The sequence below is a fragment of the Mycobacterium sp. genome (genome assembly GCF_049647605.1).
GTDB lineage: Bacteria > Actinomycetota > Actinomycetes > Mycobacteriales > Mycobacteriaceae > Mycobacterium.
This window is the reverse complement of sequence record NZ_JBARXZ010000119.1, coordinates 1-14,607: the sequence shown is the minus strand read 5'-3', so window position 1 is coordinate 14,607 and position 14,607 is coordinate 1. Positions and strand designations below refer to the sequence as shown.

Sequence of the window (14,607 nt, the reverse complement as noted above, 5' to 3'; positions counted from 1 at the left end):
AAGCATTGAAGGGCAGTTCGGTGGCCCAGGACGTGAAGACGGCCCGCTGGGTGGCGATGGTCGCGGGACTGTTGGGGTTCCTGTTTGCGGTGGCGACACCGCTGCTACCGGTGACCCAGACGACGGCGACGCTGAACTGGCCGCAGCAGGGGCAGCTGTCGAATGTGACCGCGCCGCTGATCTCACAGGTGCCGGTGTCGATGACGGCGACGGTGCCCTGCGAGGTGATCCGATCCATGCCGGCCGACGGCGGCATGGTGCTGGGCACCGCGCCCGCCGAGGGCAAGCAGGCGGCACTCAACGGGCTGTTCGTCAACGTCACCGATGAACGCGTCGACGTCACCGACCGCAACGTGGTGGTGGCCAGCGTCTCGCGGGAACGGGTGGAATCGCCGGCCTGCCAGACCATCGAGATCACGTCGTCGGAGGACGGCACCTTCGCCGAGTTCGTCGGCCTCGATCAGGTGTCCGGCCCGAACGCCGGCGACCCGCAGCGCACCGGATTCGCCGACCCGAACCTGCGCCCGGCCATCGTCGGGGTGTTCACCGATCTGACCGGGCCCGCCCCTGCGGGGCTGTCGCTGTCGGCGGAGATCGACACCCGTTTCACCACCACGCCGACCACGTTGAAGATGGTCTCGATCGTGCTGGCGATCGTCTCGACGATGATTGCGCTGCTTGCCCTGTGGCGGCTGGACCGCATCGACGGTCACCGCATGCAACGCCTGATCCCGACGCGCTGGCGGACCTTCACCGTCGTGGACGTGACGGTGATCGGCGCCTTCCTGGTCTGGTACGTGGGCGGGGCCAACTCCTCCGACGACGGCTACATCCTGCAGATGGCCCGGGTGGCCGAACATGCCGGCTACATGTCGAACTACTTCCGCTGGTTCGGCAGCCCCGAGGACCCGTTCGGCTGGTACTACAACCTGTTGGCGTTGATGACCCAGGTGAGCACCGCCAGCATCTGGATGCGGCTGCCGGACCTGGTGTGCGCACTGATCTGCTGGCTGCTGCTCTCGCGTGAGGTGCTGCCCCGCCTGGGCCCGGCCGTCGCGGCCAGTCGTCCGGCCCTGTGGGCCGCCGGGCTGGTGCTGCTGGCCGCGTGGATGCCGTTCAACAACGGCTTGCGCCCTGAAGGCCAGATCGCCACCGGCGCCCTGATCACCTACGTGCTGATCGAGCGTGCGGTCACCTCACGGCGACTGCTGCCCGCCGCTCTGGCCATCATCACCGCCGCCTTCACCCTCGGCATCCAGCCGACCGGTCTGATCGCGGTGGCCGCCCTGCTGGCCGGTGGCCGGCCGATCCTGCGGATCGTGGCACAACGCCGGCAACTGGTGGGCACCTGGCCGCTGCTGCTGCCGCTACTGGCCGCGGGCACCGTGATCCTGCCGGTGGTGTTCGCCGACCAGACGTTCGCAACGGTGTTGGAAGCCACCAGGATCCGCACCGAGATCGGGCCCAGCCAGGAGTGGTACACCGAGAACCTGCGGTACTTCTACATGATCCTGCCCACCGTCGACGGGTCGCTCTCGCGCCGGTTCGGGTTCCTGATCACCGCCCTGAGCCTGTTCGCCGCCATGTTCATCATGTTGCGGCGCAAACGGGTTCCCGGTGTGGCCCGCGGCCCGGCCTGGCGGCTGATGGGCATCATCTTCGCCACCGTGTTCTGCCTGATGTTCACCCCCACCAAGTGGGTGCACCACATGGGCCTGTTCGCCGCCGTCGGCGGCGCCATGGCCGCGCTGGCCACGGTGCTGGTCTCACCGATGGTGCTGCGCTGGGCCCGTAACCGGATGGCCTTCCTGGCGGCGCTGCTGTTCATCCTGTCGCTGTGCTGGGCCACCACCAACGGTTGGTGGTATGTGTCCAGTTACGGTGTGCCGTTCAACAATTCGACGCCGAAGATCGGCGCTGTCTCGATCAGCACCATCTTCTTCGCCCTGTTTGTCATCACCGCGCTGTACGCGCTGTGGCTGCACTTCGCGCCACGCGACCGCGGCAACGGCCGGTTCGCCCTACTGGTGACCAAGGCCCCGATCCCGGTGGTGGCCGGTTTCATGGTGGTGGTTTTTGTGGCATCCATGGCGATCGGCGTGGTTCGGCAATACCCGACCTACTCCAACGCCTGGTCCAATGTGCGGGCGTTTGCCGGTGGCTGCGGGCTGGCCGACGACGTGCTGGTCGAGCCCGATCCCAACGACGGTTTCCTGGCACCGCTGCCCGGAAACTACGGCGCACTGGGACCCCTCGGCGGAGTGGATCCGGTGGGTTTTTCAACCGATGGCGTGCCGGATCGTATTGTCGCCGAGGCACTTCGACAGCCCTTCCCGATGCCGGGCACCGACTACGACTGGGATGCACCGGCGAAGTTGGACGATCCGGGGCTCAACGGCTCCAAGCTCCCGCTGCCCTATGGACTGGACCCGAACCGGGTACCGGTGGCGGGCACCTACACCGTCGGCGCGCAACAGCAGAGCACCCTGGCATCAGCCTGGTACCAGCTGCCGCCCCGCGACGACGCACACCCGCTGGTGGTTGTCACCGCGGCGGGCGTCATCACCGGCAACAGCCTGTTCAACGGCCTCACCGAAGGTCAGACCGTCGAATTGGAGTATGCGACAACAGGTCCCGATGGCACACCAGTGCCGGCCGGCCGGGTGGTGCCCTACGACCTGGGCCCGATCCCGTCATGGCGCAACCTGCGGTTCGACCGCTCGGAGATCCCGGACGACGCCACCTCGGTACGGATCATCGCCGAGGACCTGTCGCTGACCCCGGGCGACTGGATCGCCGTGACCCCACCGCGGGTGCCCGAACTGCGCTCCGTCCAGGAGTACGTGGGCTCGGAGCAGCCGGTGTTGATGGACTGGGCCGTCGGCCTGGCCTTCCCCTGCCAGCAGCCGATGTTGCACGCGCACGGCGTCACCGAGGTGCCGAAGTACCGCATCACCCCGGACTACAACGCCAAGCGCCTGGACACCGACAGCTGGGAAGACGGCATGAACGGCGGCCTGCTCGGCATCACCGACCTGCTGCTGCGGGCACATGTCATGGCGACCTACCTGTCCAGGGACTGGGGCCGCGACTGGGGCTCGTTGCGTAAGTTCGACACCGTCGTCGACGCCGAGGTGGCAACACTGGACTTCGGCACCACCACCCACTCCGGGCTGTACAAGCCGGGCCGAATCCGGATCGGGCCCTAGACGTTCGGTGACGCGGTGAGGTAAGAGAGACAGCATGACCGACCGCGTCGCCCTGGGAAATGCCGTCGTCACCCGAGTTCCGGAACTGGAAGTCGAGGTGACGACGGCGTTGTTTCCGCAGACGCCGCCCCAGGCGTGGCCGGACAACGCCGACCTCCTGGCGCCGACGTTCTGGAACGCCGAGACCGATCGGTGGCGAATTGCCATGCAGACATGGGTGATCGAGGTCGACGGGTTGACCGTGCTGGTGGACACCGGCGTGGGCAACGATCGACATCGACCACACATGCCGCCTCTGCACCAGCTGTCCACGGACTTCCCCGAACGCCTGCAGCACGCCGGATTCTCCTGCGAAGACGTCGATGTTGTGGTCAACACCCACGTGCACACCGACCACGTCGGTTGGAACACCCGGCTGGCCGGCGACCAGTGGGTGCCAACTTTCCCCAACGCCCGTTACCTGATCCCCGAGGCCGACTACCGCCACTTCGCGCCGGACTCCCCCGGTAGCGACGATGGGATGCGAATTGTATTCGCCGACAGCATCATTCCGGTGGAGTCGCAGATGGAACTGGTCAGCGGCGATCACCGGATCAGTGAGTGCCTGACCTTGCGCCCGGCCCCCGGCCACACACCGGGCTCTTCGGTGCTGTGGCTCGAAGCGGGCGCCCCCGCGGTGTTCGTCGGCGATCTGGCCCACTGCCCCATCCAGATCGCCCGCCCCGAAGATCCGTGTGCCTTCGACGTCTCCCCCCAGGAGGCGGCCGTGACCCGGCGGCGAGTGTTCACCGAGGCGTCGCGGCGGCGGGCCGCGGTGCTTCCCGCCCATTTCCCCGGCCGCGGCGGTGCTTCGCTGGTCGCCCGGGGAGACCGCTTCGACGTCGACAACTGGCTGGAGCTCTCGCCCCGCTGAAAGTGCGCTGCTACCGGCGCTGCTTGGTTCGGCGGGCCGACAGCAGGCCGTGACGGGGGCTGAACAGGTAGGCCAGGGAGAAGGCCGCCCCGTTTGCCAGGACCACCATCGGACCGGATGTGGTGTCGAGGTAGTAGCTCGCATAGAGGCCGATGAATGCGCTCACGATCGCGATGGCGGGCGCGATGAGCAACATCCGCTGGAATCGGTCGGTCAGCAGGTAGGCGGTGGCGCCGGGGGTGATCAGCAGGGCGACCACCAGGACAACACCCACCGCCTGCAGCGCCACGACGGCGGTGAGCGCAAGTAGGCCCAGCAGCGTCGCACCGAGTAGTCGTGGGTTGAGGCCGATCGCGTGGGCGTGGCTCGGGTCAAACGCGTAGAGGGTGAAGTCACGGCGTTTGTAGACCAGCACGGCCAGCACGATCGCGGCCAGGACCACCACCTGGATCAGGTCCGCGCGGGACACCCCGAGCAGGTTGCCGAAGATGATGTGGTTGAGGTCGACCTCGCTCGGGGTGATCGAGATGAGAACCAGGCCGAGGGCAAACAGGGTGGTGAACACGACGCCGATGGCGGCGTCCTCCTTGGTCCGGCTGGTGTCGCGCACCACACCGATGAGTGCCACCGCAAGAAACCCGAAGATGACGGCGCCGACGGCAAACGGCGCACCGACGATGTAGGCGAGTACCACGCCGGGCAGCACCGCGTGGGAGACGGCGTCACCCATCAGCGACCACCCGATGAGCACCAGCCAGCACGACAGGATGGCGCACACGGCGGAGGCCACCACGGTGGTGATGGTGGCCCGGACCATGAAGTCCAGCCGCAGCGGCTCGAGGAAGAATTCCAGGAGATTCACCGGTTCTCACCTGCGTCGCCGTCGTTGCCGAGCCCGAAGGCACGCGCCAGGTTGGATGGTTGCAGCACGACGTCCGGGTGATCGTGCATCAGCACGGTCCGCATCAGCAGGACAGCTTCGTCGGCCAGGCCGGGCAGCGCGTGCAGATCGTGGGTGGACACCAGAACGGTGGCTCCGCCGTCGGCGAGCTCCCGCAGCAGGGCGCAGATGGTCGCTTCGCTTCGCTTGTCGACACCGGCAAACGGCTCATCGAGCAGCAGGACGTCGGCCCCTTGGGCGATGCAGCGCGCCAGGAACACCCGCTTACGCTGGCCACCGGAGAGCTGCCCGATCTGACGGTGCCGATAGTCGGTGAGTTCGACCCGGGCCAGGGCGTCGTCGACGGCCCGTTGGTCTGCGGCGCGCGGCCGCCGGTACGGACCGAGGTGTCCGTACCGTCCGGTCATGACAACATCTCGTACCGACAGCGGAAACGCCCAGTCGATGGCCTCGCTTTGTGGCATGTACCCGACGACGCCGGCCTTGCGGGCCCGGGCCGGTACCTCACCATGGATGTGCACGGTGCCGGTTTCGGGCCGCAGCAAGCCCATGACGGCCTTGAACAGGGTGGACTTCCCGGAGCCGTTCATGCCGACCAACCCACAGATGCGGCCCGGGCGCAGCGTCAGCGAGGCGTTCTCGAGCGCAAGTACCGGCCCATAGTGCACGGTGATCCCGGCTACCTCCAGTGCGGCGGTCATCACGCGGGGTCGTCGGTCAGGGCCGAGGCGATGGTGTCGGCGTCGTGGCGGATCAGATCCAGATAGGTGGGCACCGGGCCGTCTGCTTCGGAGAGTGAGTCGACATAGAGCACGCCGCCGAAACTGGTTCCGGTGGCTTCCACAACTCGTTGCATCGCCGCGTCCGAGACGGTGGATTCGCAGAACACCGCGGGCACGTCGTTGGCGCGGACGAACTCGATGACCGAGGCGATCTGCATCGGAGTGGCCTGCTGTTCGGCATTGACCGGCCAGATGTACTTCTCGGTCAAGCCGGCGTCCCGGGCCAGGTAGGAGAACGCGCCTTCACAGGTGACCAGCGCACGCTGCGCCGACGGCACGGCCTCGAGACGGTCGACCAGTCCGTCATGCACCTGCTGCAGCTGTGCCCGGTAGGCCTCGGCGTTGGCCCGGTAGTCATCGGCGTGATCGGGGTCCAGGTCGGCGAAGGCGGCGGCCATGGTGTCGGCGTAGCGCTGGACATTCAGCGGCGACATCCAGGCATGCGGATTGGGGCGCCCGGCATAGGCATCGCCGGTGATGTCCAGAACCTGCACCCCGTCGCTGACCACCACGTGCGGAACATCGAGGCCGTCGACAAATCGGGTGAACCAGGCTTCCAGGTTCATGCCGTTGTCGAGGATCAGGTCAGCGGATGCGGCCCGTTTCAAATCCCCGGGTGTCGGCTCGTATCCGTGGATTTCGGCTCCCGGCTTGGCGATCGACTCCACCACCAGGTGGTCACCGGCCACGTTGGCGGCGATGTCGGCCAGCACCGTGAACGTGGTGAGCACCACGGGACGCTCATCGGCGGGGGTGTTGTCCGCCGAGCAACCCGCCAGGGTCACCAACGCGACGGCCAGACCTGCCGCCAAGAACGCCTGTCCGCGACGACGCATGAGAGCCCTCTTGATTCGAAGTATCGATACTTTGGTTTCGGCTGGCCGAAACTTTAGTATCGGAGGGTCCGCCGCCGCAAGCCCATCGGTCGGCCTCCAGGCTCAAGGCTCAGCCGGACCCGAGCACCTGCCGCGAGAGCCAGGCGCCGATCCCGCGCGGATCAGCGATATGGTCCGGATCCACCCGGCGCAGCGCAGCATTGACCGCCGCCGGAGCTTCACACGTAGCCGGATCCTGGAGCACCACCCGTCCCCCGGCCGCCTTCACCGCCTCACAACCCGCCGCTCCGTCGTCGTTGGCACACGAAAGCAAAACGGCAGTCACCGAATTGGAGAGCTCCGCCGCGCTCGAGAAAGTCACGTCGAGCGACGGCCGCGAGTAGACGACAGGCGCATCCAGCGCCAGCTGGGCCCGCACACCGGGCACCGTCTTGTACTGGGCCACAGGATCATCGGAATCCCTTGCCAGACACCGGTTCCGGCCCAGCAACAGGTGGTAGCCGGCCGGGGCGACGGTCACCGCGCCCACCGGACAATCCCACGGGCTGTTGCCGGGTTCGCCGACCGGCAGTGCGGTATAGCCCTGCAGCACTTCCGTCAGCGGCGAATACTCGGGTGGACGATGCAACACAACACACACCACAGCGTCCCCCATCCCCACCAATGTCTGAAAGACACCTCGGAGCGCTTTCAAACCGCCGGCGCTGCCGCCGATGACGATCACATCCGGGGCCGGCATGTCGCCCTCGAATCGTGACGCTGCCGTAGATTCGTGACATAGACACCGAGACGGCGATCCACCGGCATGAACAGCCTCATCCCGTCACCGGTGAGACTCTCCCGCGGACCGATCACCAGATTGCCGAACGGAGAGAGACTTTCGCGGAAGACCCGCTCGGCCCGGCTCTGCAGAGTGTCCTCGAAATAGATGAACACATTCCTGCACATGATCAGGTTGAACTCCCCGAAGGTGCTGTCGGTGGCGAGATTGTGGGAGAAGAACTCCAGCCGCGATCGCAGATCCGGACTCAGGATGCACCGATCATATTTGGCGACATACCAATCGGAGAACGGCCGCTGCCCGCCACTGGCCTGGTAGTTCCGGGTGGCCCGAACCATCGCATCCGCCGGATAGATCGCCGATGTGGCCACCCGCAGCGACTCGGTGTCGATATCGGTGGCATAGATGGTGCTCCGGTCCAGCAGACCCGCCTCATCGAGCAAGATCGCGATGGAATAGGCCTCTTCCCCCGTCGCGCAGCCCGCGATCCAGATCCGGATTCTCGGATAGGTCGCCAACCGAGGCAACAACTCCGAGCGAATCTTCGCGAACACCTCTGGGTCCCGGAACATCTCGGTGACATTCACCGTCATCGCGGACAGCAGCGCGGCCAGCAGCTGCGGATCCCGCAGCACCCGGCCCTGCGCCTCGGAGATGCTGCCCAAGGAATTCCGGTCCACAAAGGACATCAACCGTCGGTTTCGGGAGGCGTCGCTGTAGTGACGAAAGTCGTAACCCAGATACTCGAACACCGTGTAGAAGAAGGCATCGGCCTCGATCTGGGTCAGATCCCGCGGCCGAACCGAATCACCTTCTTCGGCAGGCTCTTTCATCAGTCCCCTGACAACTTCCGCTGACCTCGTGGCCGGCTGGCCAGCCAGACCCGCAGCACCGAGGTGAGCTGATCCATGTCGACAGGCTTGGTGACGTAATCCGAAGCACCCGAATCCAGGCACTTCTGCCGGTCACCCTTCATGGCTTTTGCCGTCAGCGCCACGATCGGCAGGTTGCGCCAGCGAGGGTCGGCCCGGATCCGGCGCATCGCCTCGTAACCATCCATCACCGGCATCATGATGTCCATCAACACCAACCCGACCTCTGGATGGGCAGCCAGACTGTCGAGCCCCAACTGTCCATTGCGCGCCGGGATCACAGTGATCCCATAGCGCTTCAGCGCACTGCCGAGAGAAAAGACATTCCGGACGTCGTCATCGACCAGCAGAACGGTGTTGCCCTCCAGCGATTCGTCGATCCGCCTCGGGTTGGACAGGATCTCGCGAGCCGAATCCGGCATGTCGTTTGCCACCCGATGGAGGAACAACGCCGTCTCGTCCAACAGCCGCTCCGGCGATTTGGCGTTCTTCAAGACGATCGCGGCGGCCAGCGCCTCGAGGCGCTCCGTCTCGGCGGCCGTCAATTCCCGGCCCGTGTGCACGATCACGGGCAGGCTCTTCTTCTTGAGCTGGTCCTTGATCCGCTCGATGAGATCAATACCGTCGATATCGGGCAATCCGAGGTCCAGAACCAGGCAGTCGTAGGACGTTGCACCCGAAAGCTCGGCCAGCACCTGTTGGCCGGTACCGACACAGGTGATGGCGATGTCGTCACTTTCGATCATGTGCTTCACCACATGCCGCTGATTGGCGTCGTCCTCGGCCACCAGAACATGCCGCGGTCCGGGCCGCAGGAAGTCGGCGGTGGCGGTGAACATCGAACGGAGATCCGAGATCTCGGCAGGCTTGTTCAAGGTGTGGATGGCACCCATCCGGCGGCCACGCCCGTCGTCGTTGGATCCGGAGATGACGTTGACCGGGATGTGGCGGGTCGCGAGATCGTGTTTGAGCACATCCAGGACCACCCAGCCGGCCATATCCGGCAGGCCGATGTCCAATGTGATGGCCGCGGGCTGGTTCTCCTTGGCCAACGCCAAGGCAATCCGGCCACTCGGGGTGACCACCGAATCGAACCCGGCTTCGGTCGCCAGCTCGGCGAGCATCCGGGCGAACGTCGGGTCGTCTTCCACGACCAACAGCACGGGTTTGGCACCTCGCGGCCAACTGATCCCTGAAATGTCCACTGTGCCAAAGCGCGCGGCCGGATCCTCCTCGACGGGCCCAGCAACGGGCGCCGGGGACCGGGCCGCAGACACCGCACGATCGGCAGCCGCCGCGGGTACCTCGGGTTGTTCGGCCCCACTCACCGGTGCCGGCACAACCGGCAGGTAGCAGGTGAAGGTCGAGCCCTGCCCCAGCGCACTGCGCAACACGATGTCGCCGCCGAGCTGACGAGCCAGTTCCCGGCTGATCGCCAGCCCGAGACCGGTGCCTCCATACTGTCTGGTCGAGCCTCGGGCAGCCTGCTGGAACGATTCGAAGACCAGATTGTGGTCCTTCTCGTCGATCCCGATTCCGGTGTCGACAACCGCCAGACTGAGATAGCGCTCACCCGGATCGCTTCCGATATCGCGTGTCCCGGACAACTGCACCGTCACCGATCCGCCCTCGGTGAACTTGATCGCATTCGCCACCAGATTTTTGGCGATCTGTTTGACCCGGGTGTAGTCGCTGGTCAGGGCCTGCGGTGCGGAGCTGTCCACCGCCACCCGGTAGGACACGCCTTTGGCCTCCGCGATCGGGCCGAATGTGCGCTCCAGGAAGCTGACCAACTCGGCGGTCTCGATCGATTCCCGCTCCAGGTACAACGATCCCGATTCGACCTTGGCGAGGTCGAGAACCTCGTCGATGAGATTGAGCAGGTCCTTCCCCGACTGCTGGATCGTTTCGGCGAATTCGTGCTGTTTCTCCGAGAGCGGGTCCTCCGATTCGGTCAGCAGACCCGCCAGGATCAGGATGCTGTTCAGCGGCGTCCGCAACTCGTGCGACATGTTCGCCAGGAACTCCGACTTGTAGCGTGACGAAACCGCCAGCTCTTCGGCTTTGGCCTCGAGGGAGTCGCTGAGGTGCTGCAGCTCGCTGTTCTTCTGCTCCAGCGAGTTCGCCTGCGTCTCGAGCCGTTCCGAACTGGCCCGCAACTCCTCCTGCTGGGAGCGCAGTTCCTCGGTGGTCTCCTCCAGTTCGGCGTTCTGCGAGGACAGCAGATCTTCGCGTTGGGTCAGCTGTTCGTTAGCCGCGCGTAGCTCTTCTTCCTGGGCCTGGAGCTCCTCGGTCTGCGCCTGCGACAGTCGGAGCAGCTCACGGGTCTTCTGCGCCGCCTTGATTGCGCTCAGGGCCACGCCGACGCCCAGGGCGATGCTCTCCAGCAGCTCGATGTCGTCATCGCTGAACAGTCGGAGTCCGGCCAGCTCGAGCACCGCGAGCACCTCGGACTCGAACTTGACGGGGACCAGGATCAGCGACAGCGGTTCGGTCTTGCCCAGTCCGGACACGATCTCGACGTAGTCACCGGGAGCACCGGACACCTCGATCCGGTTGCCCTCCAAGGCACATTGACCGATCAGGCCGTCACCGAGGCCGTAGGAATTGGGCAGCCCCTTGCGACGGTGGAAGGCATACGACGCGGTGAGGGCAAACCGCCCGGCATCGTCGGGCTGCTGCAGATAGAGGGCTCCATGTTTGGCATCCAGAGCCTGCGCGGTGCGGGAGACGATGATCGCGCACGCCGCGGCGAGATCGTCGACACCTTGCACCTCGGTCATCAGGTTTGCCTGAATTTCCTTGGAACGCCGTGCTCTTTCGTTCTGCTGCGCCGCTCTGGTGACGGTTTGGTGGATGTTCCGGCTGGTGAGAAGGAGCAAGATGCCCAACGCCACGACGATGGCGACCGTGGCGATCCACACGATCGTGTGGCTGGCCCGAGTCGCCTGCGCTGCTTGCTCATTCGCACGTTCGACCGCCCGGTGTTTCTCCTGCTCGATCTGGCGGATCTGATCCCCGAGAAGTGCGCCGTCGTCGTCGATTCGCGTCACCGACCCCGCGACGTCCCTGGTGTCCCGGAACCGTTCCACTTCAGCCCGGTAGTCCGCCTGGAACGCCGTCCAGGTGGCCACCGCCTGCTGGTACTGCAGGCGAGTGGTGCCGTCGGAGTCGGCCTCGGCCGCGGCACGGAGCTCGGTGTCGATGGAACGTTCGAGTTCGTCGAGCCTGTCGGCCAGTGCGGTGAACCGAGCAGGATCGTTGGCGAACACCAGCCGGTCGTAGGTGGTAAGAAACGTCTGCAGGTCGCGCCCGATCTCCAGAGAGGCGACCTGAGCGTTCCTGGCGTCGGCCCGCTGTTCGTAGAAGCCGGCGATGCGGGCGCTCTGCACGGTGAACAACAGCGCGGCGGCGATGATCGCCAGAAGCGCTGATCCGCACAGAATCGCCAACCGGTTCGCGAGTGTCATCTTTTCCTAGCTCTCGATGGCACCGCGGGCGACCAGCGCCGCAGCCGGGTTCTGCAGGTACGCGGCCAGATCAGCCACCTCGATCGGGCGAGCGTACAAGAAGCCCTGCTGCAGAACACATCCCGCTTCCCGTAGCCAGTCCGCCTGCTCTTGCTTCTCGACCCCCTCGGCGATGAGGTCCACCTGCATGCAGGCGGCCACGGCGATCTGACTCCGCACCAGTCGCTGGACACGTTCGTCGTGATGAACCTCGGCGATGAACGAGCGATCGATCTTCAACCAGTCCACCGGAACGTAGAGCAAGTTCGTCATGCTGGCGTGGTCCACCCCAAAATCGTCGATGGCCAAGCTGAATCCGATGTCCCGGGCGTGACGCAACGCCACATGTGCGGGTGCCGGATCTCCGTTGAACGCACGCTCGGTGAGTTCCAGGCAGACGTTCTCCGGAGCGATCCGGTTGTCCCGGTGCGCACCGATCAGGTGATTGAGGAAGTTGCTGTCGAGTACCTGATCCGGCGACAGGTTCACGTGAAGTTTCAGGTTGTTGCTGCCCAGGGAAACGAAGTCCTGGAAGCTGCGGGTCACGATCCAACGCCCCAGCTGCCCGACCTGTCCGGCAGCCTCAGCCAGTGCGATGATCTCGCTCGCCGGGATCTCTTCTCCCCGAACCCGCCAGCGGATCAGGGCTTCGAGTCCGAAGAGTGCTCCCGTGGCGGCGTTCACGATGGGCTGGTACACCATCCGAAACTCCGATCGCAGAATCGCATCGGACATCTCTGCCTGCAGATACGCCTTCCCCTGGTGGCGCGATCCGATCACTTCGGTGTAGAGCACACACTCCGATGACCGGGTCTTCTTTGCTTCGAACATCGCCATGTCGGCCTGCGACAGCAACGCCTCCGGGGTGAGGGCACCGGGCTCCATGCAGGAGATCCCCATGCTGAGCGAGGGCAGTAGCGTCGCGTTCTTGCAGCGCACCGGCTGCGCCTGCACCAGGTCCAGGATTCGGTTGCCCGCCGCGACGGCGGCAGCGGCCGAGGGCATGTTCTCGAACAAGATGACAAACTCGTCCCCGCCGATCCGACAGACCAGCGCGTCGTCCGGCACCGCCGACCGAAGTCGCGCCGCGATCTCCAGCAGCAGTTCGTCCCCGGTGTCGTGACCGTAAGTGTCGTTGACGATCTTGAACTGGTTGACGTCCGCATACAGCAGCGCCACCAGCTCTCCCAAGTCGTGTGGCGCACCGGCGATTGCCGCAAGTTGTTCGTTGAGCTGTCGCCGATTTGCCAGATCCGTCAACGGGTCATGACTTGCAAGATGCCGGATCTCCGTTTGGGCACGTTTGATCTCGGTCAGGTCGTGGACCACCACTGCCACGTTCAGGTCGACCCAATCGCCGATCGGGGACAATGTGACCGTCGCATCGACGGGCCGTCCGTCACCGGCGGCAAGCGTCATCTCCAGCGAGATCTCCCGATGGGTGGCCAGGGTGACATCCAACTGCGCCCTCAACAGCTGCTGGTGCAGGCCGACCGCAAGGTCCACGATGGACCGGCCCAGTAAGGTGCGGCCATCCCCGCTGAACAGCGCGGTGGCGGCCCTGTTGCAGCTGCGGATCTCCCCCGAGACGTCGACGGCGAGGATCGCATCGCCGGTGGCTTGCAGCACCGCGGCATACTCGGCCTGCACCCGATACAGAGTCGCATTCGAGATCGCCAAGGCCGCCGCCGCCGATGCACCGCGGAACAACGCGGCCTCGGTCTCCGAGAATTCCGGACCCTCGGCCCGGCCGAGGCACAGTATCCCGACGCGCTGGGCACGCGCGGTCAGCTCCTCGACCATGACCGCCCCGTACGCGGCGGAAACCTGATCAGAGCCGGCCACGTGCCCGGCCAGCCACTCCTGCAGCGGTTCCGAGGTTCCACCCGAATCCGGATGCGACAGCGAGTCATGCCATCCGTGATCCGGTGTCGGCACCCGAAGCACACATTCGGCATCGAACATCTGGCTCAGCTCGGCGACGATCGTCTTCTCCAGGGAAGCCAAGTCGATACTGGCTTCGGCGAAGATGTTGGTCAGCCGTTCCCGTCGCCGGGTGAAGGCCAGCTCGCCCCGCTGCCGGATCTCGGCGAAGCGGGCCGCCTTGAGTTGTTCGTCATGGAGATAGGCCGCCTCGGCCCGAAGCCGGGAAAAGGACTGATCCAACTCCAGCAGGGCCTTGACCTTCGCGTAGAGCACTTGCCGGGACACCGGTTTGACCAGGAAGTCGACCGCGCCCAAGTCGTAGCCCCGGTGCAGATCACCGTCCTCGGACATCCCGGTGAGAAAGATTATGGGCGTGGAGGCCAGCTCGTCGGCGTCCCGGATCAGCTGGGCGGTCTCGAATCCGTCCATGCCGGGCATGTTGATGTCCAGGACGATCACCGCCACCTTGTGCTGCAGCAAGGCCGTGAGCGCTTCTTCGCCGGATGCCGCCTGGGTGATCTCGCAGTTCAGCGGGGCCAGCACCGTGCACAACAGGTCGCGAAGCCGCGCGTCGTCGTCGACCACCAGGACCTTCTGGGTGTCGGCCGCCGCGACGCCGCCCCGCGTGCCACCTTCGATCGGCGCGGCGGTCGGCGAACCCTCTTGCGCCACTTCCGGAATCAGCACGCCGACTTCCACCCGTCCAGGTCTTACGAGAAATCAACTCGTTCCAATTCGAGCCGCTACGGCATCGTGGCGGGGTTCGACTGCTGTCACAGCATAATTGGATTGTCCGGAATCGGCACCGGACCTGGCCGAATACCCCGGCAGGACACACCAGCGTACGCAGTTGGACATCTTTTCCCGGCGTGGGGGGG

Annotated in this window: 9 protein-coding genes; 2 read left to right on the top strand and 7 right to left on the bottom strand. The window is 65.5% G+C overall.

Translation table 11 applies throughout. From position 1 onward, the window contains the following. Positions 1–56: 56 nt before the first annotated feature. Both WBB07_RS15200 and WBB07_RS15195 read left to right on the top strand, forming a co-directional pair. Complete coding sequence (locus WBB07_RS15200) at positions 57–3,209, top strand: arabinosyltransferase domain-containing protein (protein ID WP_526309246.1); 3,153 nt, start codon at positions 57–59, stop codon at positions 3,207–3,209. Positions 3,210–3,243: 34 nt separating this feature from the next. Continuing rightward, positions 3,244–4,122, top strand: coding sequence for an MBL fold metallo-hydrolase (locus WBB07_RS15195; RefSeq protein ID WP_526309073.1), 879 nt, complete (start codon positions 3,244–3,246; stop codon positions 4,120–4,122). Between the two features lie 10 nt (positions 4,123–4,132). On the opposite strand, the gene WBB07_RS15190 is transcribed toward WBB07_RS15195, so the two are convergent. The 7 genes from WBB07_RS15190 to WBB07_RS15160 all read right to left on the bottom strand — a co-directional run bounded on the left by WBB07_RS15190 (position 4,133) and on the right by WBB07_RS15160 (position 14,416). Beyond that, complete coding sequence (locus WBB07_RS15190; RefSeq protein WP_526309071.1) at positions 4,133–4,984, bottom strand: metal ABC transporter permease; 852 nt, start codon at positions 4,982–4,984, stop codon at positions 4,133–4,135. Beyond that, positions 4,981–5,724, bottom strand: a complete 744-nt coding sequence (locus WBB07_RS15185; RefSeq protein ID WP_526309069.1) for a metal ABC transporter ATP-binding protein — start codon at positions 5,722–5,724, stop codon at positions 4,981–4,983. The genes WBB07_RS15190 and WBB07_RS15185 overlap by 4 nt, the downstream gene beginning before the upstream one ends. Then, positions 5,724–6,641: a metal ABC transporter substrate-binding protein gene (locus WBB07_RS15180; protein ID WP_526309067.1), complete on the bottom strand. Its 918-nt coding sequence runs from the start codon at positions 6,639–6,641 to the stop codon at positions 5,724–5,726. The genes WBB07_RS15185 and WBB07_RS15180 overlap by 1 nt, the downstream gene beginning before the upstream one ends. Positions 6,642–6,750: 109 nt before the next feature. After that, the gene (locus tag WBB07_RS15175) at positions 6,751–7,380 is read right to left on the bottom strand and encodes a chemotaxis protein CheB (RefSeq protein ID WP_526309065.1); all 630 of its coding nucleotides are present in this window, start codon (positions 7,378–7,380) and stop codon (positions 6,751–6,753) included. Next, positions 7,362–8,255 (bottom strand): CheR family methyltransferase, encoded by an 894-nt coding sequence (locus WBB07_RS15170; protein WP_526309063.1) that lies wholly within the window; start codon positions 8,253–8,255, stop codon positions 7,362–7,364. Before WBB07_RS15170 ends, WBB07_RS15175 begins: the two co-directional genes overlap by 19 nt. After that, positions 8,255–11,764: a response regulator gene (locus tag WBB07_RS15165; RefSeq protein ID WP_526309061.1), complete on the bottom strand. Its 3,510-nt coding sequence runs from the start codon at positions 11,762–11,764 to the stop codon at positions 8,255–8,257. The genes WBB07_RS15170 and WBB07_RS15165 overlap by 1 nt, the downstream gene beginning before the upstream one ends. Positions 11,765–11,770: 6 nt before the next feature. Continuing rightward, positions 11,771–14,416 (bottom strand): two-component system response regulator, encoded by a 2,646-nt coding sequence (locus WBB07_RS15160; protein ID WP_526309059.1) that lies wholly within the window; start codon positions 14,414–14,416, stop codon positions 11,771–11,773. Positions 14,417–14,607 lie beyond the last annotated feature (191 nt).

Excerpts from the sequence above, each read along its gene's own strand:
- WBB07_RS15200 (WP_526309246.1), top strand. The coding sequence starts at position 57 with ATGGTCGCGGGACTGTTGGGGTTCCTGTTTGCGGTGGCGACACCGCTG.
- WBB07_RS15185 (WP_526309069.1), bottom strand. The coding sequence starts at position 5,724 with ATGACCGCCGCACTGGAGGTAGCCGGGATCACCGTGCACTATGGGCCG.
- WBB07_RS15195 (WP_526309073.1), top strand. The coding sequence starts at position 3,244 with ATGACCGACCGCGTCGCCCTGGGAAATGCCGTCGTCACCCGAGTTCCG.
- WBB07_RS15165 (WP_526309061.1), bottom strand. The coding sequence starts at position 11,764 with ATGACACTCGCGAACCGGTTGGCGATTCTGTGCGGATCAGCGCTTCTG.
- WBB07_RS15175 (WP_526309065.1), bottom strand. The coding sequence starts at position 7,380 with ATGCCGGCCCCGGATGTGATCGTCATCGGCGGCAGCGCCGGCGGTTTG.
- WBB07_RS15180 (WP_526309067.1), bottom strand. The coding sequence starts at position 6,641 with ATGCGTCGTCGCGGACAGGCGTTCTTGGCGGCAGGTCTGGCCGTCGCG.
- WBB07_RS15170 (WP_526309063.1), bottom strand. The coding sequence starts at position 8,255 with ATGAAAGAGCCTGCCGAAGAAGGTGATTCGGTTCGGCCGCGGGATCTG.